A 20565-nucleotide genomic window follows, 5' to 3' on the forward strand; every position below is an offset into this window, starting at 1 on the left:
ACTCGAACAGACGTTTTTAGGTTGGGCCATGGTTCGAACCAGGGGGCGGCTGTGTCAGTCGGTCCCCTCGTGGCATGTTTTGAATCACAACAGGTGAATCACAGCCTCAGTATTACAGGCGGTCCGGGTTCAATCTGTGGTGTATCTCACACTCTGAATAATTTTCTATTCTCGAAAAGAAATGTGGTTACGATCTGTTAGTGCTCAACGCTGGGAATAAAAAACGGTCTTGCATCAAATGGCCAAGTATTGATAATCCCTGTCTCTCTCCCATCTACAGAGCATTTCAGCGAACTCTCAAGTCCTCTCCAGTTATTCAGTTATCAAAACCAGGTGCCTTATGTGGTGCACAAGTTGCCAGTCAGATGTGGCTGCCGAAGTCTCTTCCGATTCCACGCGGATCCATTGCGCGATCTGTGGAAATGACATGGGAAGTACGGCTGCAGCTCGAATCAGTGATAAAACCAAAGAAGCCCGCGAACTGCTGGCGCGCTGGTCGAATCGCGATATTCTGGACCCCTACGGGCCTCTGACAAAAGCCGAATCACGCGTGCAGGCAGCTTCTTCGTTATTTGCTTCCACAGAACAGAAGCCGCCCGAAAATTCGAAACCGCCAGTAGCAGAACCACCGCAGGTGAAGGAAGTCCCCGTTGCGGCTCCGAAGAGTGAACCCGCTTTCGCACAGGATGACTCTAGCAGCTGGACAGACGAAACTTCAGAAACGGAAGCGTACAACACAGAAGAAGTCGAAGAAGAATACGAGCCAGTAACACCGCGCCTGCATTCCGATTTCCGTGATATCCAGAGCCTGATCGAAGAAGAAGATCAAAAGCCGAACTGGCTGGGACTGGTCGGTCAGCTGATGGCCTATGGTGGGGTGGCAGTCTTGACGATTGGAACGACACTCGTGCTCTGGGGATACTATGGTGGACCAGCCAATTATGCCTCTAACGGCTGGTTGATCAGTACTGCCGGACAGATGCTGCTCTTTCTGGGAGTCATAACGCTCGTCTCTGCAGGCATGGAACAGACCTCGAATTCCGTCACCCGGCGGATCGATCGCCTGGGGCAGCGAATCTTTCTGTTTGAACAGGCCATGCTTGATCAGCAGCAGGAAGCAGAACGCAAAAAACGAACCGCAGCTTCTCGCTCTGCATCAGAAAGATCAGCAGAACTGCGAAAGTCCGCCTGAGACGATTGCTGGCAGTTCCGTGGTGAGAACTTACTCAGTGAATCCCCGGGATTCGAGTTGTAGCAGGTGCGCTTTCAGTGAAGTTCCCTGTGGTGCAGAGAAGCCTCCCAGTTTTCCTCCCGCAGCAACAACTCTGTGACAGGGGATCAGCACCGGAATTCGATTCCCGGCCATCACCGTTCCTACCGCGCGAGCGGCCCGTGGCGAGCCTGCTTTGCTGGCCAGCTCTCCATAAGTGATTAACTCTCCGTAGCCGACCTGCTGCAGAGCCTGGACGACTCGGGCCTGGAAGGCCGTCAGTTGAGGCAGGTTCAGGACGATGTCCTGAAAATCAACCCGGGCTCCCTGAAAATAATCCTGCAGTCGCTCCCGTAGCTCTGGAAACCAGTCGGCTTCTTCGATTTGTTCCTCTTTGAGCTCAGGATTATGCTCGCAGAATTTTTGCAGTGATTCCTGTGCATCAGCGCGGGAATGGTGTCCCATCCAGAGTCGGGTTACCGTATTATCCCTCCCCAACAGTCCACACCAGCCTGTTTCGGTGGTAAACAGGGAGCATTTCAGCAGAGATGACTGACCAACACTGGTTTTCTGTTCGCTACTGCGAACTCCCTGCGGATCAGCAACTGTTCTTTGACCCATCTGAAAACCTCCGGTAGAATAGGCTGACTATTGCGCTTCTGAATCTCGGACCCTGACCGGGTCGTGCTGCTAATATACAAGATGATAGAACGATTATGCACCCTTACAGTATGCTGTCCGACGATTATTTCGTGAACCTGAATTTATGCACGGAAATGACGCTGCCTTCCTCGCGGGATACGGTACTGAATTTTTTTGAGCGGGTGCAGAAATCGTTTCCCTCGATGCGCAATTTTTATAACCGGGGCGAAAACGGCTTCATTCTGGAAGAAGATAAGGAAGAGGTCGGTCAGCAGCGGTGGATGTCCCTGGAAACGCAACGGGTCTGCAGTGGCTATTTCAATCCCAATGACCCGGATGACTGCCTCACTCAACATCAGCTTATGCTGGAGCTTGTGCCCTATATGCTGTCAGTCAGTCCGCTCGACTGTGAGGCACTCGACTATATTGTCGGCTTTGATTTTTCTTATCGGGGAAATCACGACGCGCTGGTCGCGGAGGCGTTGGGAGCAAATCAGGCCGTGGACAGCCTGTTACAGATTCCCGGTTCCCGGGCATTGAATTATGAACCTTCGATTACCCTCAGCCTGGATGACTCCTGTCGCTGCCAGGCACGCCTGATGATCGAAACCCGAACGAACGCCTATCAGGTCCGCCGTGACGATTTTCCTGACGAGCAGATTTCGGTGTTCTTTACCCTCAGGCAGTACGGCAGTCTGTCGGCAGACACCCGTCTCGAAGACACCATGTATGATCTGAAAGCAAAATCAGATCAGTTGATGAAAGACTATGTGATCGACCAGGTTCTGCGTCCGCTGGCACAGGCGATCTCAACGAAATAACGCGAGTGAAATAAAGTCAGTTTCAGAGAATGGGGGCCGAACCAGTTTCAAAAAACGGGCGACCCCTTTAAAGTAATCAGCATTGAGAACACTTCCGGAATAACTTCAACTTCAAAGGGGATTCTTTCGTGGCTTTACAATTAAGTGATTTTGCTCAGTCTCTTACCGTGGAAACCGCCTTCAGTGTTCTGGCAATTGCGAAACAACTCAAAGCGCAAGGCAAAGATGTTGTGGAACTGGAAGTGGGAGACAGCCCCTTTGACAGTACCGCTTCCGCGAAGGCTACCGGAATTGAAGCCATTCAAAATAACCAGTCGCACTATTGTGCCTCTCCGGGGATTCCCGAGTTCCGTCAGGCGGCTGCCGATTTCGTCTCCCGTGAGTTCCAGGTTGATGCCAAGCCGGAAAATATTGTTGTCGGACCTGGTGCCAAGGTCTTCGAGCAGTTCTTCTGTGAAGCTTTTCTGAACCCCGGGGACGGCGTACTCGTTTTCAGTCCCTACTTCCCGACCTATCTGCCAAACATTGAACGCCGCGGCGCGCGGATGGTGCTTTCCGACCTGAAGCAGGAGAATGAGTTCCGACCCGATCTGGCTGACATTGAGAAATTCATCAATGAAGACCCTGCTCCCAAAGCGATCTTCCTGAACTCACCTCACAATCCTACCGGCGGTGTGATTGAGGAATCTGATCTGAAAGCGATTGCCGACCTGATTCGTGGCAAGAACATTGCCGTCTTCAGCGATGAGCCTTACTGTCATATGGTCTGGCAGGGTAAGCATCATTCGATTCTGGCACAGCCCGGAATGATGGATCAGTGTGTGTCTGCTTACACGTTTTCGAAATCTTACAGCATGAGTGGCTGGCGGCTTGGGTTCTGCGTTGCCTCAGAAGAGGTGGCGACCTCCATCGGCAAAATGGTCAATACCACCCTCTCCTGTACTCCTCCCATCGTGCAGCTGGCGGGGGCAGCAGCGCTGAATAAGGATTCGCAGGAACGCGATGAGGTCATGTTGAAGTTCCGAGAAAAAGTCGTACTTCTGACCAATAAGCTGAATGAGATCGAACATTTTCATGCCCTCGATCCCCATGCCACATTTTACGTATTCGTAAACGTTGCTCCCGTCTGTAACGAACTGGGAATCACCAGCCATGGTCTGGCTCTCTATCTGTTGCAGGGCGCCGATGATGATTTCGGTATCGCATGTCTGGGAGGCGAATGTTTCGGCGAAGCCGGTCATGGATTCCTGCGGTTCAGCTGTGCGGAACCCAACGATCGTCTGGAACAGGCCATTGACTTTATTCCGGAAGCGCTCTCCCGCAAAGATCGAATCGCCAGCTATCTGGAAGCACATCCGGAAGCACGACAGAAAGCCCCCTACAAGGTTTGATTCCGGATGAGGATGATCTGTCTGCAGGGGATTCGGTAACAGTTGACACTCGATTGGGCAGGGAAGTGATGCATCGTTATCAACTTTTGATTCGTACGCTGCTGATTCTATACTTGATGGTGCTGTTTACCGCGACTCACGTCCCTTTGAAAAAAGGAACGATCCCTCAGGGAACCGATGTGCCCCTGCATTTTATCGCTTACGCAGGGCTGGCGTTTCTACTGACCTGGTGGCTGTCACTGCGCTGGGATCGACTGCCCCTGAAGCGTCTGCTGTTGATCGTAGTGGGCGTGAGCCTGTTTGGAATTGTTGATGAGCTGTTACAGGGTATCCCAGTATTAAAACGGGAACCGAGCGTCAAGGACTGGGTTGCCGATACGCTGGGAGCCGTGCTGGGAGTCGTACTATACCTGACGCTCTCAAAGCCACTGCAGGTACTGAAGCAAAAGTTAGCGGGACCGCAGGAGTCAGAGCAGACTGACTCCGCGGATTAATGATACGTCTGCTTATTCCTTCTTGCTTGTAGAAGGGGTTCGCCAGTGTCGGCCTGATTTGCTCAACAGGTTTGTTGCCCCTGAGGGGCCCCAGGTGCCTGCATAATAAGGTTCCGGTGTATGATCACCTTTCTCCCACTGGTCGAGTACGGGTGTGACGAATTTCCAGGCAGCCTCCAGTTCGTCGCTACGGGTAAACAGCGTGGAGTCGCCGCGGAGTACGTCCATTAGCAGTCGCTCGTATGCTTCGGGCAGACTTTTGTGATAGGCGTCTTCAAAGGCGAAGTCCATGGTGACCGGCTGGATCTGATACTGCATCCCGGGCCGCTTTGTTGAAAACTTCATCGAGATCGACTCTTTGGGTTGAATACGGAAGATCAGTTCGTTCGGCTTGCGTTCCACCAGCGAACAGATATCGCCATCACATTCAACGGTTGTAAACAGGTTCATGGGCGGGTGTTTGAACTGGATCGCAATTTCACTGACCCGTTCCGGCAGCCGTTTGCCGGTGCGTAGATAGAAGGGAACCCCTTCCCAACGCCAGTTCTCAACCATGACTTCCATCGCTACGAATGTTTCCCGACGGGAGTCGGCGGGAACACGTTCTTCTTCACGGTAACCGGGAACAGCCTGTCCGAATGACTGGCCAGCCGTGTATTGACCGGCAATCGCCCAATCGGAGATCGGGCCTTTCGATCCGGGGGCCAGCGTTTTTAGCACTTTCAGTTTTTCATCGCGAATTTCTTCGCCGCTGAACAGAGCCGGCGGTTCCATGGCGATCAGGCAGAGCAGTTGCAGAACGTGATTCTGTAACACATCCCGCAGGGCTCCCGAGCGATCGTAATAGCCGCCTCGACCATGCTCGATCCCCTGAGACTCCGCTACGGTGATCTGGACGTGGTCGACATGATTACGGTTCAGGAGAGGTTCGAAGATCGAGTTACTCAACCGGAAGAGCAGAATGTTCTGCACGGTCTCTTTACCCAGGTAATGGTCGATGCGGTAGATCTGATCTTCGCTGAGCAGTTCGCTTAACTGGGTACTCAACTCCTGGGCCGATTCTAGATCGTGACCGAATGGTTTTTCAATGACGACCCGCAACCACTCTTCGCTCGTATTTTTGGGAACCATCCCTGCGCGGGAGAGTGCCTGCACAGACGGGTGAAACAGTGAGGGAGCCGTGGCCAGGTAGGCAACCCGCTTCGAAATCGTGTCGCCTAAAGTTTCCCGTTCGACCGCTTCGATCGTGTCCTTGAGGTGGACGTGATCGCTCTCGTCTGTGATATCGACTTCCCGGTAGTAGAGCCGTTTCGAAAACTGTTCCCATTTTTCATCGGTGACTGTCCCGGTGCGGGTGAACTGTGAGACGGTGTCGCGCTGCTCGTTGCGAAACTCTTCATCCGTCTTGGAGCGACGTGCCAGACCAATGATCGGCAGATTTTCACAGAGGTAACCTTCACTCCACAGATCATAGAGTGATGGAATTAACTTACGGGCGGTCAAATCGCCCGAGGCTCCGAAGATAAGAATGGTTGCGGTGGTCAGATCGTTCGAAGAGTTTGAATTGGCCATGATGGACGTTCATGCCTTCCGGGAAGAAAGATTGGAAAAATGAGCAATATGTGTCGCGCGCGTAGAGTTTAAATCTGGGCCGTCTGTTCTTCAATCAGGGCATCCAGTTCGCTTTTAAGTCGCGGCAGAATCTCATCATAGGAGTAGCGTCCCAGAGATTCACTCCCTTTTTTGAGATTCACATAATTCGGCCCGCACCAGAGTCCCAGGTCGGCATCATCGGTTTCGCCCGGTCCATTTACGCGACAACCCATCACGGCAATCGTCAGCTTGTGGTCTTTGGCGTACTCGGTCATCTTCTTGACGTCAGCCGCCAGGTCGACGAAAACTTCATTCTCTACCCGGGAGCAACTGGGGCAACTGATGATGTTCAGCCCCTTCAGATCAAAGTCGACTACCGTTCGTACCCGGCCTTCCGCGATGTCTTTCAGAATCGCGCGGCCGGCTTCGATTTCTTCCCCCTTGCGGTCGTTGGGGACAGTTAGCGAAACGCGAATCGTGTCGCCGATCCCTTTGCTGATCAACTGCTCGAAGGCCATGCGGGTCTTGATGATCCCGTCGGGAGGCATGCCGGCTTCGGTGACGCCCAGGTGCAGCGGGATATCAGGGCGCTGTGCAGCAAAACGGGTGTTAACTTCAACGACTTTCGCGGGATCCGAATCTTTCAGAGAGACACAGAAGCGAGTGAAGTCAATCGATTCCAGAAACGTACAGTGATCCAGTGCGCTTTCCAGCATAGGCGAGATCGAGTCTGCAGGATCGTATTTTTCCAGCTTGGCAGGGTCGACCGAGCCACAGTTGACTCCGACGCGGAGTGCACAATCATTGTCGCGGGCGATTTCGGCAATGAAGCGGACTTTATCCTGCCAGGGTTTTTCCGGTTCGTGGTGATACAGGTGCCCCGGATTGTAGCGGAGTTTATTCACGTATGGGGCTATGACTTCCGCCAGACGATAGTTCTCCTGCAGGTCCACGCTGATGGGAACCGTTGTCTGCTTGCGAATTTCGATCAGGGCGGCTGCTTCGCGACGATTATCGACGGCCACACGCACGATGTCCGCCCCTGCCTCTTCCAGGGAGTGAATCTGGGCAACAGTGGCATCGATGTTGCTGGTCTTGGTCGCTGTCATACTCTGGACGGCGATCGGATTCGCGTTGCCGATGACAGCTGAGCCAATTTTCACTTCTCTGGTCGGGTTGCGTGGTAACTGCAAGTGACAGGTTCCTTTAAGGTTAAATCAAAGTTCAAGACAGGATTGTAGTCCCCGGATTGTAAAAGATCGGGGGCACGACGTCCATTCATGAAAATGGCGGAAAATCAATTGGGATTGACAGATTTTCGATGTCGATTTACAAGCCTTCGCAGGATTAATTGCATTTTATGCAACAGGTATGGATACACAAAGTAGGTGATAGCAAAAATGAAGCGTCAGATTGCAGGGATGCTGGTCGGTTTCTATCTGGTAAGTGGATGTGGTGCTGAGTCGCAACCAGCTGCACAGCAAGCAGTTAAAGCAGATAAAGCACAATCCGTGGAGCAAAAGCAGACTGCGCAGCAGGACACCGCCGCCGTGAAACCGGAGCCCAGTGCGAAGCCAGCTGCGACACCATCTACCTCTGAACCTGCGGCACAGCAGGCGTCTGTCGATCAGGCCGCTCAGAAGAAAGCGGAAGAGCTGTTCCTGCAGGCACGTGCCTTGATTAAACAGGGCAAGCTGCCTGACGCGACGCGGGTACTCAACTCGGCCATTACGCTGAATCCCCAGGTCGCCAAATACTATTTCCACCGAGGCAGCGCCTGGGCAGACCTGAAGCAGGACGCCAACGCCATCGTGGACTTGACCAAAGCCATCGACATGCAGCCTGGCGTTGCCCAGTATTATTACACACGGGCACTGTTTTTCATGACCCGGGGTGGCGGCCAACTCGCGTTGAACGATTTCACCAAAGCGATCGAACTCAAACCCGACAGTCACCATGCATACAATAACCGTGGCCTGCTCTTCGCGACGTCTGGCAAGCTCAAGGAAGCCCGTGCTGATTTTGAGCAGGTGCTCAAGATCAAACCGGACAGCCTGGACGCCATGAACAACCTGGGTTTCACACTGATGAATCTGGGTGAGGGTGATGAGGCGATTAAGATCTTAAACAAAGTCATTCAGGAAAACCCGAAGTATCTGAACGCTTATGATAACCGGGGACTGGCCTGGCAGAAGCAGGAAAAATTCGACAAGGCGATTGCCGATTTCACAAAGGCAATTGAACTCAGTCCACAGAATCAGAAGTTCTATCGTCAACGGATGACGGCTTATGAGTCAGCGGGTGACAAGAAAAAAGCAGACGCGGACAAACAGAAACTGGTCTGGTTACAGCAACTGGCTGCCATCAATGAGCAGCTGGTTAAGGATCCGGAAAATACCGAGTTGCTGCTGGAACGGGCACAGTTCTTTCTCGCTTCAGAAGAACGCGAATCTGCCATGCAGGATTACGCGAAGATCGTCGAACTGACCCAGGATACCGGCCGCGGTTACCTGATTCGGGGCGCACTCTATCTTGAAGAGAAAGAGCTGGATCGTTGTATTCAGGAATGTTCGCGTTCCATCAAAATCCAGCCGAATCCCGAGGCTTATTCAGTCCGCGGCGATGCTTTCATGCAACGGGGCGATCTCGATCATGCCTTGCGCGATTTTGAACGTGCCCGCCGGATTGACGAAGTCGTCGCCCAGGCATATCTGAAACGCTCTGAAAATTACAAGAAGCAGGGCAAGCATAAACTGGCGGCTGAAGACTTCGAACGTGCGGTTGCCATCGATCCTTCCCTGGGACCGGAAAAGCTGAATAAAGAGAAAACGGCTGCAAAACCCGTGATCCGTCCCATCGATTAATCCGTTCTCAGAGTGGCTTCGACAACGGCAAAAGATCGGGAGCCAGACCTGTTTCACAACTCAATCAGGAACTGTTCCCATGAGTGGCGGATTTCTGGATGACAATGCGTTCTCCGATCAGAGACCACGTAGAACCGACTCTTACGAGATCAACGATCTGCTCTTCCTCGGATTCAACTCGCGTGTTATGGCATTAGACCGAGACACCGGTGCTCTGATCTGGAGCTGGAAAGCGCCTAAAGGACGCTCCGGCTATGTTGCGGTCATGGTGGATGAAGAACAGCTATTTGTCTCCATTGATGGATACACTTACTGTCTCGATCCCTTCAGTGGGAATCAGCTCTGGTTCAATGGCCTCAAAGGCTTCGGTTATGGTATCCCCACCCTGGCGACTGCTGGTAACCATACCAACTCGGCCGGGGCAGCCGAAATGCGGGCCCGCGAACAGCGCAGGCGGAACAATAACGCACAATAAATCAGTTTGTGACTGCTAAGACTGTGACTGCTTAAGACAGCAGCTCGGCGTTGGTCAGATGCCAGTGTTCCTGGTCAAGGATCGTATCCATCTGTAAATCAGAGAACTGAGGGTTCTGATATACGAAGACCTGAGTCGCCGACTTGCGTTGGAAAAAACCGAAACGGGATAACAGCTTCCCGATTTCCTGTCGACCGAAATAATTCATGACGATCGTATCCATCCCAATCTGTCGGCACTGCTGAATAAAAGCAGCCAGCATTGTCTTGAGAGCCGATTCATCTTTGTAGAAGAAGTCCTGAATCCCGGCAGCGTGGTCTCCGTTTCTGCCTGTCTCGCCGATCACATACACGATGTATCCCAGCAGTTCCTGATCTCTGTTTTCCAGCGTCATAATCTGGAATCGGGAAGTCGGCTCCTGGCAGAATCGCCATTCCAGAAATTCACGCGTCCGTTCTACTGTGATCAAACCCTGTGAATGCCGAGTGAACAGATCATGAAACCGTTCATCAAAGGGGGCTTCAAAATTGGTGTTGAGACGTGGTGACAGGAACGTTCGAGACTCCAGTGAATAGAGACGCAGCCCCAGATCAACAAAGGTGGCTGCTCCTTTTCTCACTAGCGGGTTTGAGATTTTATTTTTGAACTTATACTCGCTTCGCAGCGGCATTACCCAGTGCTGGAAGGTACCGACTTTTTTGTAGCGACAGCGCTGGAAAACGGCAGCGGCGGTTTCCGTCATACCGTACACGAACTTGAAGTCGGTTTCAGGAAGATGTGAAACCAATGCTCGTTGCAACTTGATGGCAGCCTGAGCAGAGCGATGTTCGGGATCAATGTTAATCGCCTCGGCCTGACCTACAGACAGTGGCGCTCCCTGATAATTCATGCGTCGACTGAGCAGCCCCGTTGAGCCGATCAGCTTCCCGGCTGCTTCTTCCCGGGCGAGCCAGCAGTAGTTTTGCCCGAAGGGATTCTGTCGATGCGACCAGTCGAACCACTGGGAATCATTTTTATCAAAATTCCGATTAATCAGGGAAATCAGTTCTTCCTGATCGTCACTCGGTTGTGCCTGAGTGATTGAATAGCCCATTCTATTCCAGCCCGCTTCAGTTAGGAAATAATACCATTGAGGTGTTTATAAACGACTCTGAAGTTTAGGCCATGGAACGGCCTTGTCAAATCGGATCTAACGGGTGGAATTCCACTAGCGAGGCGTAAATTCAGTAGTTGTCAGCTGCGAACGTAGGCGTTGATCAGCAGATCAATCAGGGGCGCATTTGCGGCGGGAAAATTTAAGGTGGGCAGTTCCTCAGCCGGGATCCAAAGGAACCCTTTCAGATCTTCTGTGAGCAGATGTGCGGGCGCAGCTGGTTCCGGGTGACATAACCAGAAATGCAACAGCACGTCTGCATGATCGTATGCGTGTTCGACGTAGAGCAGCTCTTCCGCGGGGCGAACAGAAAGCCCCGTCTCTTCAAGACACTCTCGGGCGGCGCAGGCATCCGGGGCTTCCCCGGGTTCACATTTCCCCCCTGGAAACTCATGATGCCCTGCGAGAGTTGTCGAGTGATCACGTACACCGATCAGGAACTGCCGCTGGTGTTCCACAACGGCAATTCCGATCCGGTTCGTTTTGCGCTCATTCATAACAGACATCCGCTGTGAATGGGGTTAGCGGCTTTCGGTGACGCGGCCAAAGATCATGCGGCCGGCACTGCTCTGCAGCACACTGGTTACTACGGCATCCACGTCGCGTCCAACCAGGTGATTGGCCTGTTCGCAGACCACCATCGTTCCGTCGTCCAGGTAACCGACACCCTGGCCCTGGGATTCACCTTCTTTGATGATCTTCAACTGGATGTGTTCTCCAGGCAGATAACGTGGTTTCAGCGAATTGGCGACATCGTTCAGGTTGATGACATCGACCCCCTGCACGCTGGCAACCTTATTGAGGTTGAAGTCGTTAGTCACAACTCTTCCCCCCAGTTTTTTCGCTGCCACCACCAGTCGCTGATCGACGGTGAGTCCCTTTTCTTTTTCTGTCTCTTTGGCATCGTACATCGAGATGTCGACGTTTGGGTTATTCTGCAATGCGGAAAGAATATCCAGGCCACGACGGCCCCGGACACGCCGGACCTTGTCACTGCTATCAGCAATATCCTGGACCTCTTTCAGGATGAAGTCAGGAACCACCATTTCCGAGTCCAGGATCTTGGTTTCCACAACGTCGGCAATACGACCATCAATCAGGGCGCTACTGTCCAGCACCAGGGGACGGCCCCCCTTCAGTTCCCGTGAGAACTCAACATAAGGCACGATGAAACGGAAATCGTCCTTGGTCTGTAAGAGAAACGATATACACAGGTAGGGGAGCGTCAGCGTCGAGATCATCACCACACCTTCCCCCCAGGGCGTTTTAGAAATTACCGGGCTTAGAGCCTGGATCAGCAGATAGCTGAGCAGAACACCGACCAGCAGGCCGAAATAAATGGCAGACATCACCTCGATTCGCTTCTGGCTGATGAGCAGGTCCAGGCAGGTGACGCCCTGGGTCAACATCATGAGCAGGACAAACGCGATCAGGGGATACTGATCCACGGGGCTGGGCGGGTTAGAGCTGACGTACGTCGCGATGGCTCCCGCACAGACAAAGGCATAGAGCACTCGAATACTGATTAACAACATTGGTATTAGGTCACTTCAGGTATAAGGCAAACTTCTAGTTAGTTGTTCCCTATGACTCCTGAACGCTGACACGCATCGCATACTTCCACATCCGGGGACTGTTCGACAGCCTGGGATGTAGATCCAGAAACATTCCTGAACTCTGAAACGGGTGTAAGACATCCAGAGAGTTTGGGAATGATTTTGAGTCGGTGATCAGAGTGGTTGAATCAATACAGATGATTAATCAACTCGTCTGAAGGACGCATCCGGTGGGAAGGATCTCGTAAAAGATCCCTGTCCTGAGGGGTGCAATCTGTTCGTGAATGAGCCGGTTGGTGCTGGTTCATTTTCAATGCAGGACCTCGTCACTTCCTTCATTAAATCTGTGGAAACCAAAATAAGTTCTTCAACAGGCATCCCGGTAACAGATACCGAGGCAACAAAATCATTGTGTGATCTCCCAAACACACAACATGCTGCAGCTTGTTTCCGGCTGGTTAGCCGGCATAGAGCAAGCTGTTATTATAAACCTTACGCCCGTATTACGGGTTAAGGATGATCGTACACTATAGCCAAACCCCAGGTCACCTGCCACTGAAAAAGATTCGGTTAGAACCGTTTCCCGGATGAATTTCAGGTATCACTTTAGTTGGACATTGGTGTCATTAAAAAAGAGAGTCCCCACCAATGAAAAAATGCTCACAGATTTGGATATCTGTAAGCATTTTAGCGAATAATTCTCTGCTTAACTGCCCGCCGCGGGACCACCCACGGGAGGGGCAAATTTGATCTTCTCAATATAACGAATGATATGCTTGCCCGAAGAATCAAGCCGACCGGTGCAGGCACTGACGGCCTTCAGGGTGTACTCGTAATGCAGGTTGTAATCGGCTTCGATTTCGACTTCCATATCTTTGGTGATCGGGTTGCCTGGTTTGCCGATGATCTTCAGAATCTCGTGATTCAGTCCGGCAAAGACATTGGGACCGTTACCCAGGTTGACCTGACCCAGACGGATCGTATTCAGCGATCCATCTTCATTCGCAACCAGACGAACTTTGATATCCGGGAAAATATTCGGGTCCTCAGCCGGAGTCGAACTGTCCGTGATCGGCATGTTGACGTTGAAATCCCCTTCGGGTTCAACAATGTTCAGAGTCAACATGAAGAAGATCAACAGCTGGAAAACCACGTCAATCATCGGCGCCATCTGGGGCTCGATTTTTTCTGCTTCTCGGCCTGAGCTGCGTAACTTCATAGGAACCTGTTCCTGTTATTGAATACTCGCATGCATAGATGCGTTGAAAGATACCGTTATTGAATCTTCTGCGTCGCCTTGAAGGCAAACTTGGTGAAACCATTCTCCTGGGCGAGCTTGATCAAATCCTGAATCAGCCCCGTTTTAACAAGCGCGTCGGCACGTAGAATCACAGGCACATCTTTAGGATCCTGATTCTTTTGCTTGTAGATTCGGGCTTCCTGTTCCAGTTTGGCACCAAATTTCAGTACCGGGATCTGTTCGCCATTATAAAAGATATAAGCTTCGGGGTCGGTGATTTCGCCCTGCGTGTTTCGGTCGAAGCCGATGTTCAGAACCAGTTCATCAGCGGCTTTGACTTCGGGAGGCTTGGCCAGTGAGTCGGAAGGGAGTTTCACCCGTTCGTCTGCCTGGATCTGCTCGAAGTTGGTAATCACCATGAAGAATGCAATGAGCTGAAAGACGATGTCGATCATGGGGGTCATGTCAACGTCAGCCACAGCCGGCTTCTTTGTTTTGATTTTCATCGGTTCACTCTTTTCTCCGACAGAAGTCACTGCTCAACTGATGAGACAGTGAATCTGCTGGAAATTAGTGGTTTATTTACTGCTGGAAGAGAAACGGTTCATCAGGCTCTCGCTGATCATGCCGACTTCCAGTGAGAAGCGGGCAACCCGGTTTCGCAACAGGCTATAGAAAATCATCGCGGGAATCGCAACGGTCAAACCTTCCAGCGTGGTAAACAGAGCGGTCGAAATACCGTCAGCCAGTTCGGAAGGTTTGGGGGAGGTTGCTGAGTTGGCGATGGTCTGGAAGCTCAAAATCATACCATACACAGTACCCATCAGCCCGATCATGGGAGCGATAGCACCAATCAGAGCCAGATAGCTCAGCTTGTGTTCCATGGCCATGTTTTCGTCTTCGCCGACTTCCTGCATCCCTTCGACGGCTTCCGAGTAACCCTGATTCAGTTTGCTCAGACCCGCTGCCAGTACGCGGGCGACGAATGAGTCATCGCTTTTAGCCAGCTCGAAGGCACCCTGGTAGTCTTTGTTATTCAGCTTTTCCTCGAAGGCACCGATCAGATCAGGTGGCATCAGGTTGTCGCGACGAATCGAAAGTACGTTAGCCATGATCAAGGCAACCATCAGGAAGGACAGGAGCAACAGGATCAGACCAAAGAAACCGGAAGCACGAATCATCCAGGACAGGAAGCTTTCAGAGGCAGCAGCAGGTGCGGCACCGTTGGCAGCAGGCTGAGCTCCACCGGCTGCCGGAGCTTCGCCGGCAGGGGCTTCTCCAGCCGCGGGTGCTTCACCAGCGGGGGCTTCGTTAGCGGCAGGTGCTTCACCGGCAGGAGCAGCTTCATCCTGGTAAGCAAAGCTGCGGGCAGTCAGCCCCAGCGGTGTCATCAGGACGGCTAGCAGTAAAAACAGGCTCAGGCTGCGGTAAGTCAGTGAAGTCTGATTCCGTTCCAAGGAATTCCCCATCATCATCGTTGTGTTCTCCGGTCTACTGAAAGGAGTGTTAATCGTGGATATTTCGTTTTTGTACCTGGAAGTCGTAAATGCTTGTGGTCGTTATTATTTATTGGCCAAATTTGGCTTGTAAAGGGTAGACATGCGGTTTCTTGCCAGCAAACTGACATTCGTAACGAATATTAGCTTCCTGAGGCTTTTTGCGACCATTCACTGTCCGGATACTGCTGCTGCAGGACAGCTCGTGCTTCCGCACCCCGCTCTGGCTTCTGCACTTTTCCCCAGAGATTGGAGAGGTGATACAGCGCTTCTGCGTGCAGACCAGGTTCAGACGGGAACAGGACGTCGACATGCAGATAAGCAATCAGAGCTTCTTTGGATTCACCCAGTGCCTGGTAGCAGTCACCTTTTTTGATATAAGCTTCTGCCAGCAGGGCTTTCTGCTGAGAATTGACATTCTTGATCATGTCATCCAGCAGCTGGATCGCTTCTTTGGGTTTCCCCTCTTTTTCCAGACATAAGGCGCTGCCCAATTGGGCGGCCCGTTTGCTGGCCAGTTCTCCTTCGGTTTTGCCATCCATTTTGGCGACAGCATTGAAGGCGTCCAGAGCACCTTTGGTGTTCCCCTGGGCCAGCAGCACGCGCGCCTTCATGTTTTTGGCATCCATCTGGTAGTCTTTCCAGGGAGACCGCTCTACTTTTCCAAAGGCAGTGTTCGCATTGGCATAATCTTTTTTGGCCAGATAGGCTTCCCCGAGGAGTTTCTCCGCGGGGTAATAGCGGAAGTGATCCGGATTGGCTTTGATAAAAGCGTCGAGCAGTTTAATCGCGTTGTCCAGCTCGGCAGCATTGGACTGGGCTTTTTTCAGGCTGGCCCGGGCGATCATGAACTGCAGGTTCTTCTTCAGATTCTCGCTTGCACCAGACTCGGCTTTTTTGTATTCAGCCAGGGCTTCGGTATAGTTGCCGTTCTGTTCCTGGTTACGGGCGATATTCAGCTGCGGCGGTTCCCCGTCCCAGCGAATCCGCTCGATATCGTTCGCAGGGATCTTTTCGGTGGTCGAACCGCGTTTGAGTGACAGTTCCGTCTTGGTGTAGCCACTGACATCACCCAGCTGCGGACTGCCTGAATTAGTATAAACGGTATCTGCAGCAGACGCGGATGCGGTGCCCCAGAGCAGTGAGCCTGCTAACGCCATCAAACTGAAACAGATGGAACGTTTCATAAGTTGATTACTCCCCAACGGTATGAAATAACTTTTCTCAAATTGTCTTATCTAAATCAATCAGTCAATATAACGACCGGTTCCGCTAAGCGGTCCTGGAACCATGGTTCTAGGATTGGCTGTCTGAGCCGGGGTTCGATTTCTTCTGCTGTTTGGCCTGGGCCGCTTTTTTCTTGGCGATCGCGGCTTTACGTGCTGCCAGTTCTTCGGGCGACATCTGAGCCAGCTTGGCTTTGCGGGCTGCAATCTCTTCAGGAGTCAGTTTCCGTTTTTCTTTACCGGAACTGCTGGAAGAAGATTTCTCTTTACTGCTTGTCTCTTTGCTCGCGGTTTTCTCAGGGGCCGGTTTCTTAGGCTGCGGTTTGTCTGTAACAGGAGCCGGTCGAGAGGCTTTTTCCGGTTTGGAGCGACTCGGTTTAGGAGACGCTGGAGGCGGAGCAATATTGATGTCGGCAGATGCAGTTCCACTCGCAGCAAACTGGTAAGAGGGCCGCGATTTCTTACCTTTGAGACCAAAGAAGAAGAATGCCACGGCACCGCCGATTCCCAGTAAAATCACGACCAGGAACAGGATGGTGCTGGAGCCTCCCTGGGCAGCAGCCTCCTCTTGTGACTGCTGTGCCACCTGCTGCTGAGTATTCGCTGGAGGCGCTTCCTGCAGCTGAGCTGCCTGATTGCTGGCGACTGTTTCCGAAGCTGATTTGCGACGTTCCAGATCCTGCGGGTCATCACCCAGGTCAGTCTGGATCTGTCGGTAAAGCTGGTTGAATCGCTCGTAGACATCATCGGGTAGATCCACACTGATCTGAGCAAAGACGTTTGCTTCCGATTTAGCCATCTCCAGTTGTGAAACATCGTTGCTGGCAATGCCGTACTTGCGACGCGTATCGATACTGTTGTACTGCGCGTCGTAATACATTTTCTTCAGGTCGTCTCGACCGGAGGAGGCCATGGAGCTTGAGAGCAGCCGTGCCAGATATGCCCAACCACGAATCAGGGCGCCATTTTCAAGCTGCATCCCGTTGATTGCCTGCATATACTTTTCGTTGGAATTCCCCTGTCCACTCTCTGCCCAGTCCATCAGGATCTTGGCGGCTTCAAACTGAACTTCGGGGGACTTGTCTTTTTCCTTTAATACGGGAGTGAGCAGCGTGAGGGCTGCTTCAAACTCATCCTGTTCCCGTTTGCAGTTCACCAGTCGCAGAGTAATACCGACTTCGAAATTACCGGGAATGAAATCGCCCGTGGCTGCCTGCCGTTTCTTAATTTCTTCGAAGGCGGCTGCTGCTTTATCGAAATACTTGCGGGCCGTGGCGGGATCTTCGCTGGCTCCCAGTCCCATTCCATAATAAGTCTCTCCAATCCAGACCAGTGATCCGTAAGTCTGATCTTTCCGCTTGAAGATATCATTCAGGAAGGTTTCCAGTGATTTACGCACGTCGGCCAGGCGTTTGGTATCGCCGGTCGCTTTCAGACGTTCAATTTCTTCGGTGATTTTTTCACCCAGCTGCCGATACATGTCGGTAATTGCTTCACCCCCGGAACCGGAGGCGGATTCTTCCAGCTGCTGCATGGCCTTCCGGGCCAGATCGATCTGCTGCAGGCCGATATAACCACGCAGCTGTAACTGGTAGACCAGGTTGGCAAATTCGGAACTCTGCACCCCTTTGGCAGGGCGTTTTTTACCTTTAGCGACGTGAATTGCTTTGAGTACAGAATGCGGGTCTTTCCCCAAGATATCGATGGCTTCCTGGTAGTTGCCTTTGTCCAGAGCTATCTGTGCCAGAGAAGTCTTGGCTGCGGTCAGGATTTCAGGAGCAGGATCTTTAGCCGGCACCTTTTTCTCTGTGGCAGCAATTCCGGTTCGCAGGTGTTTCTCAGCCAGTGAAGCCCACTCATTCAGATTCGCGGGTTTGTCGTCAGAACGACGGGCCAGAGCCGTCAGATAACTGTTCCAGTAAGCCTGTCCAGCTTTGATCTGGGCGTCGACATATTGAGGGGCCGAAGCGGGAACCTTGGAATACCATTTGGCTGCTTCCACCGGACGCTCGGTCTGGCTGTAGATGTTACCCAGCTGAATTTTCGCATCGTTGGCCCGATCACTTTCCGGCCATTTTTCCGTGATCAGGTTACAGATACTCTCCATGTGCTGATTGTCGACATAACGTTGCTCTTTGGGGGAATCGTTATAGGCCTGCAGATAACCTGCCAACGCCAGATAAGCGGCGTCCAGGGCGACCTGAGAGCTGTCTTTGTCGTGGTAATTTGCGACGAATTCGCCGAGTACCGCACATTCATAACTCCGCCGCAGGTTGTAATAGGTGTAGCAGAGCAGGAAGCGGGCGTGGTCGAGTTCTTTGGGATCGGTTTTCTTGTCAGCCAGCTTGAGGCCCAGCTTCAGCAGACGAGCCGTCTCTTCCATGAACTGGTCCAGTTCCACCTGCGCCTTTTTCTTGTCGGCAGGTGTTTTCGCTGCGGCTACCTTCTCCTTCAGCGTTTTGGTCTGCTGAATACGATCCTGCCCCAGGCCATAAGCGGTGGCGAAGTCTTCGGGATCGCCGCCTGCCCGTCCTTGAATTTTCGCGTTAATTCGGCCGATCATCAGGCGGGAAACGTCACGAAACTTCCCACGGAAAGCATTCACGAAGCGGGCGTTGGTCAGTGCCTGACGGAGGATGCGTTCCTGGTCCGCTGGTTTCACCCCTTCCTGGGTGGCCAGTGCTTCTTGTGCCCGTGCCAGCTCCCAGGTGATCCCCTGGCCGACGGCGGTGCGTCTGCGGGACCGGTTTTCCTTGAGCCACTGCTCGGCTTCGTTGATGACCAGCTGATAGTCTTTTTTCTTTTCATCATTCAGACAGATCAGGCGAAACTGCAGAATGTTGTCTTTTAACTGCCGGATGGGTTGCGATTTACCCGGGTGCCCCAGCAGTTCATTATAAATCCCCAGGGCCCGGCCCAGTTCGCCCTGCTCTTCAAAACATTTTCCCTGCCACATGCGGGCATACAGACCACCCACCTGACTGCGGTAACGTTCGTGAATCTTGGCGTACTCTTCCGATGCCTTTTTCAGCAGACGGTTGAAGTCGGCACTACCGGGATCATAAGTCTGCGCTTCTGCATAAGTACATTGAGCCAGGTCCAGCTGCGCACTCATGAATTGAATTTCCGCTTTGGCGCGGGCTTCGTATTTTTCCGGCTCTTTATTTTTATCGATAAAGGTTGCCGGGAACGATTTCCAGGTCTTTTCGTGCTGATCATAGGCTTTCTGGAAGATACTGCGTGCCTGGGCAATCAGCTTGCGGGCTGCTTCCTGATGGGCCTTCTTGTTGTTCTGCTCTGAGGGGGATTCTGCCTTGCGGACTTCGACTTCCGCTTTCTCCAGAATAATCTTTCCCCGTTCCGTATTCGCGGTACCCGCTTTGGGGTGATTCGGGTTCTGTTTGGCGAACAGTTCCAGCTGCGCCAGTGCTTTATTCAGCGTCTCTTCCTGTTCTTCGGGAAGTTTCTGGGTTCGCGAGAACAGCATCAGGGTCATGGCACGTTCGAAGGGAATCAGCTCGCGGACCTCTTTAGGAGTGTCCTTGGCTGCTTCGATCTGATTCAGGTAATCGAGTGCGATATCGTGATAATTTTTCTCACGCAATCCCTGCACAAATTCCAGATACTGTTCTTCTGCAGGGAGAGAGGACGCGAAAGTCAAAACCGTAAACAGAGTCACGATCGAAACAAAATGGAAAAGACGCATATTCTAAATTCCATCGCTAATGAACGGATGAACCGAGGTCGTGAGAGATGAGGAATCGATACCTGTGACATCACGCCTGTCGAAAGCACCCCACAGAATGGGCGTACCCCGGCATACATCATACCTACTTCGTTTGTCAAATGTTCGCTGTCAGATAGTAATTTTCTGCGAGAGATGATTTTTCCAAGATGAAAGGGAACCTTTCTTTACAGAAAATCTCTATGAATACCAGCATATCCCGACGTCGGGGAGTCTGCAAGAAAGATGCACGGAATCGTCCAAATTCAAGCTGTTCCTGCGCCTGACTGGCCTTCCGGTCTTTCCTTTTAACGCAGACAATCACTGTTTCCTACGTGAAAAAAGACCATAAAGTTGGACTTCCGACCGATTTCAAAGTGAACGACTGACCGATTCGGTTTGTCTTTACAGGAAAAGCAAAGTCAGTCCCGGCTGGAATTTGACGCTGAGCCACGTTACTTATATGCTGTGAAACACGCTGGCTGCGCAGTCCCTGTATGGGTACCGCGGTCCGTCCGGAGAGGTGACAGAGTGGCCGAATGTGCCGGTCTCGAAAACCGGTGTGCCGCAAGGTACCGGGGGTTCGAATCCCCCTCTCTCCGCTTTTCAAACTGACCAAACGCGCTAAGTTATTGAATTCAATAGCTTAGCGTTGTTTTTTGCGCGTCGTAATAAACCCC

17 protein-coding genes and 1 tRNA gene are annotated in these 20565 nt (G+C 52.2%); 7 read left to right on the forward strand and 11 right to left on the reverse strand.

Annotated elements, in window-relative coordinates:
• Positions 1-340 precede the first annotated feature (340 nt).
• Positions 341-1192, forward strand: a complete 852-nt coding sequence (locus F1728_RS18910) for a hypothetical protein (protein WP_155365396.1) — start codon at positions 341-343, stop codon at positions 1190-1192.
• A gap of 30 nt (positions 1193-1222) precedes the next feature.
• Here the strand turns inward: F1728_RS18910 and F1728_RS18915 are convergent, their stop codons facing one another.
• Entirely contained in the window at positions 1223-1831 is a 609-nt protein-coding gene (locus F1728_RS18915) for a methylated-DNA--[protein]-cysteine S-methyltransferase (protein ID WP_155365397.1), read from the reverse strand.
• 95 nt (positions 1832-1926) lie between these two features.
• On the opposite strand from F1728_RS18915, the gene F1728_RS18920 reads away from it, so the two are divergent.
• The 3 genes from F1728_RS18920 (at position 1927) to F1728_RS18930 (ending at position 4558) form a co-directional block, all read left to right on the forward strand.
• On the forward strand, positions 1927-2673 hold the full coding sequence (locus F1728_RS18920) for a hypothetical protein (protein WP_228030239.1): 747 nt from the start codon (positions 1927-1929) through the stop codon (positions 2671-2673).
• Positions 2674-2801: 128 nt separating this feature from the next.
• On the forward strand, positions 2802-4064 hold the full coding sequence (locus tag F1728_RS18925) for a pyridoxal phosphate-dependent aminotransferase (protein ID WP_145191104.1): 1263 nt from the start codon (positions 2802-2804) through the stop codon (positions 4062-4064).
• A 68-nt stretch (positions 4065-4132) separates the two neighbouring features.
• Positions 4133-4558, forward strand: a complete 426-nt coding sequence (locus F1728_RS18930) for a VanZ family protein (protein ID WP_155365398.1) — start codon at positions 4133-4135, stop codon at positions 4556-4558.
• A 12-nt stretch (positions 4559-4570) separates the two neighbouring features.
• Here F1728_RS18930 and zwf read toward each other — a convergent pair whose 3' ends face one another.
• Together zwf and ispG are read right to left on the reverse strand one after the other, a co-directional pair.
• Positions 4571-6130, reverse strand: a complete 1560-nt coding sequence (zwf, locus tag F1728_RS18935; protein ID WP_145043963.1) for a glucose-6-phosphate dehydrogenase — start codon at positions 6128-6130, stop codon at positions 4571-4573.
• Positions 6131-6198: 68 nt separating this feature from the next.
• Positions 6199-7344 carry a (E)-4-hydroxy-3-methylbut-2-enyl-diphosphate synthase gene (ispG, locus tag F1728_RS18940; protein WP_145191096.1) on the reverse strand — a complete coding sequence of 382 codons (1146 nt, stop codon included), beginning with the start codon at positions 7342-7344 and terminating at the stop codon, positions 6199-6201.
• A gap of 207 nt (positions 7345-7551) precedes the next feature.
• Between ispG and F1728_RS18945 the strand changes: the two genes are divergently transcribed.
• Together F1728_RS18945 and F1728_RS18950 are read left to right on the forward strand one after the other, a co-directional pair.
• The gene (locus tag F1728_RS18945; RefSeq protein ID WP_155365399.1) at positions 7552-9015 is read left to right on the forward strand and encodes a tetratricopeptide repeat protein; all 1464 of its coding nucleotides are present in this window, start codon (positions 7552-7554) and stop codon (positions 9013-9015) included.
• A gap of 79 nt (positions 9016-9094) precedes the next feature.
• Positions 9095-9490 carry an outer membrane protein assembly factor BamB family protein gene (locus F1728_RS18950; RefSeq protein WP_155365400.1) on the forward strand — a complete coding sequence of 132 codons (396 nt, stop codon included), beginning with the start codon at positions 9095-9097 and terminating at the stop codon, positions 9488-9490.
• A 31-nt stretch (positions 9491-9521) separates the two neighbouring features.
• Here F1728_RS18950 and F1728_RS18955 read toward each other — a convergent pair whose 3' ends face one another.
• The 8 genes from F1728_RS18955 to F1728_RS18990 all read right to left on the reverse strand — a co-directional run bounded on the left by F1728_RS18955 (position 9522) and on the right by F1728_RS18990 (position 19867).
• On the reverse strand, positions 9522-10583 hold the full coding sequence (locus tag F1728_RS18955; RefSeq protein ID WP_155365401.1) for a GNAT family N-acetyltransferase: 1062 nt from the start codon (positions 10581-10583) through the stop codon (positions 9522-9524).
• Between the two features lie 140 nt (positions 10584-10723).
• On the reverse strand, positions 10724-11140 hold the full coding sequence (locus F1728_RS18960; protein ID WP_194242434.1) for a (deoxy)nucleoside triphosphate pyrophosphohydrolase: 417 nt from the start codon (positions 11138-11140) through the stop codon (positions 10724-10726).
• A gap of 24 nt (positions 11141-11164) precedes the next feature.
• Positions 11165-12178 (reverse strand): PIN/TRAM domain-containing protein, encoded by a 1014-nt coding sequence (locus F1728_RS18965; RefSeq protein ID WP_145191082.1) that lies wholly within the window; start codon positions 12176-12178, stop codon positions 11165-11167.
• A 727-nt stretch (positions 12179-12905) separates the two neighbouring features.
• Positions 12906-13418: an ExbD/TolR family protein gene (locus tag F1728_RS18970; protein WP_145043948.1), complete on the reverse strand. Its 513-nt coding sequence runs from the start codon at positions 13416-13418 to the stop codon at positions 12906-12908.
• A gap of 56 nt (positions 13419-13474) precedes the next feature.
• Positions 13475-13945 (reverse strand): ExbD/TolR family protein, encoded by a 471-nt coding sequence (locus F1728_RS18975; protein WP_155365403.1) that lies wholly within the window; start codon positions 13943-13945, stop codon positions 13475-13477.
• 72 nt (positions 13946-14017) lie between these two features.
• Positions 14018-14914 (reverse strand): MotA/TolQ/ExbB proton channel family protein, encoded by an 897-nt coding sequence (locus F1728_RS18980; protein ID WP_145043945.1) that lies wholly within the window; start codon positions 14912-14914, stop codon positions 14018-14020.
• 164 nt (positions 14915-15078) lie between these two features.
• A complete protein-coding gene (locus tag F1728_RS18985; protein ID WP_155365404.1) occupies positions 15079-16122 on the reverse strand; it encodes a tetratricopeptide repeat protein in 1044 nt (347 codons plus the stop codon).
• Between the two features lie 109 nt (positions 16123-16231).
• Positions 16232-19867, reverse strand: a complete 3636-nt coding sequence (locus F1728_RS18990; RefSeq protein WP_155365405.1) for a tetratricopeptide repeat protein — start codon at positions 19865-19867, stop codon at positions 16232-16234.
• Between the two features lie 535 nt (positions 19868-20402).
• Here F1728_RS18990 and F1728_RS18995 point away from each other — a divergent pair.
• A tRNA-Ser gene (locus tag F1728_RS18995) sits at positions 20403-20487 on the forward strand.
• Positions 20488-20565 lie beyond the last annotated feature (78 nt).

Source organism: Gimesia benthica, from assembly GCF_009720525.1.
GTDB classification, from domain to species: Bacteria; Planctomycetota; Planctomycetia; order Planctomycetales; family Planctomycetaceae; genus Gimesia; species Gimesia benthica.

Bases quoted from the DNA above. Each gene is read 5' to 3' on its own strand.
- F1728_RS18910 (WP_155365396.1), top strand. From the start codon at position 341: ATGTGGTGCACAAGTTGCCAGTCAGATGTGGCTGCCGAAGTCTCTTCC.
- F1728_RS18915 (WP_155365397.1), bottom strand. From the start codon at position 1,831: ATGGGTCAAAGAACAGTTGCTGATCCGCAGGGAGTTCGCAGTAGCGAA.
- F1728_RS18920 (WP_228030239.1), top strand. From the start codon at position 1,927: ATGCACCCTTACAGTATGCTGTCCGACGATTATTTCGTGAACCTGAAT.
- F1728_RS18930 (WP_155365398.1), top strand. From the start codon at position 4,133: ATGCATCGTTATCAACTTTTGATTCGTACGCTGCTGATTCTATACTTG.
- zwf (WP_145043963.1), bottom strand. From the start codon at position 6,130: ATGGCCAATTCAAACTCTTCGAACGATCTGACCACCGCAACCATTCTT.
- F1728_RS18945 (WP_155365399.1), top strand. From the start codon at position 7,552: ATGAAGCGTCAGATTGCAGGGATGCTGGTCGGTTTCTATCTGGTAAGT.
- F1728_RS18950 (WP_155365400.1), top strand. From the start codon at position 9,095: ATGAGTGGCGGATTTCTGGATGACAATGCGTTCTCCGATCAGAGACCA.
- F1728_RS18955 (WP_155365401.1), bottom strand. From the start codon at position 10,583: ATGGGCTATTCAATCACTCAGGCACAACCGAGTGACGATCAGGAAGAA.
- F1728_RS18960 (WP_194242434.1), bottom strand. From the start codon at position 11,140: ATGAATGAGCGCAAAACGAACCGGATCGGAATTGCCGTTGTGGAACAC.
- F1728_RS18965 (WP_145191082.1), bottom strand. From the start codon at position 12,178: ATGTTGTTAATCAGTATTCGAGTGCTCTATGCCTTTGTCTGTGCGGGA.
- F1728_RS18970 (WP_145043948.1), bottom strand. From the start codon at position 13,418: ATGAAGTTACGCAGCTCAGGCCGAGAAGCAGAAAAAATCGAGCCCCAG.
- F1728_RS18975 (WP_155365403.1), bottom strand. From the start codon at position 13,945: ATGAAAATCAAAACAAAGAAGCCGGCTGTGGCTGACGTTGACATGACC.
- F1728_RS18980 (WP_145043945.1), bottom strand. From the start codon at position 14,914: ATGATGATGGGGAATTCCTTGGAACGGAATCAGACTTCACTGACTTAC.
- F1728_RS18985 (WP_155365404.1), bottom strand. From the start codon at position 16,122: ATGAAACGTTCCATCTGTTTCAGTTTGATGGCGTTAGCAGGCTCACTG.
- F1728_RS18990 (WP_155365405.1), bottom strand. From the start codon at position 19,867: ATGCGTCTTTTCCATTTTGTTTCGATCGTGACTCTGTTTACGGTTTTG.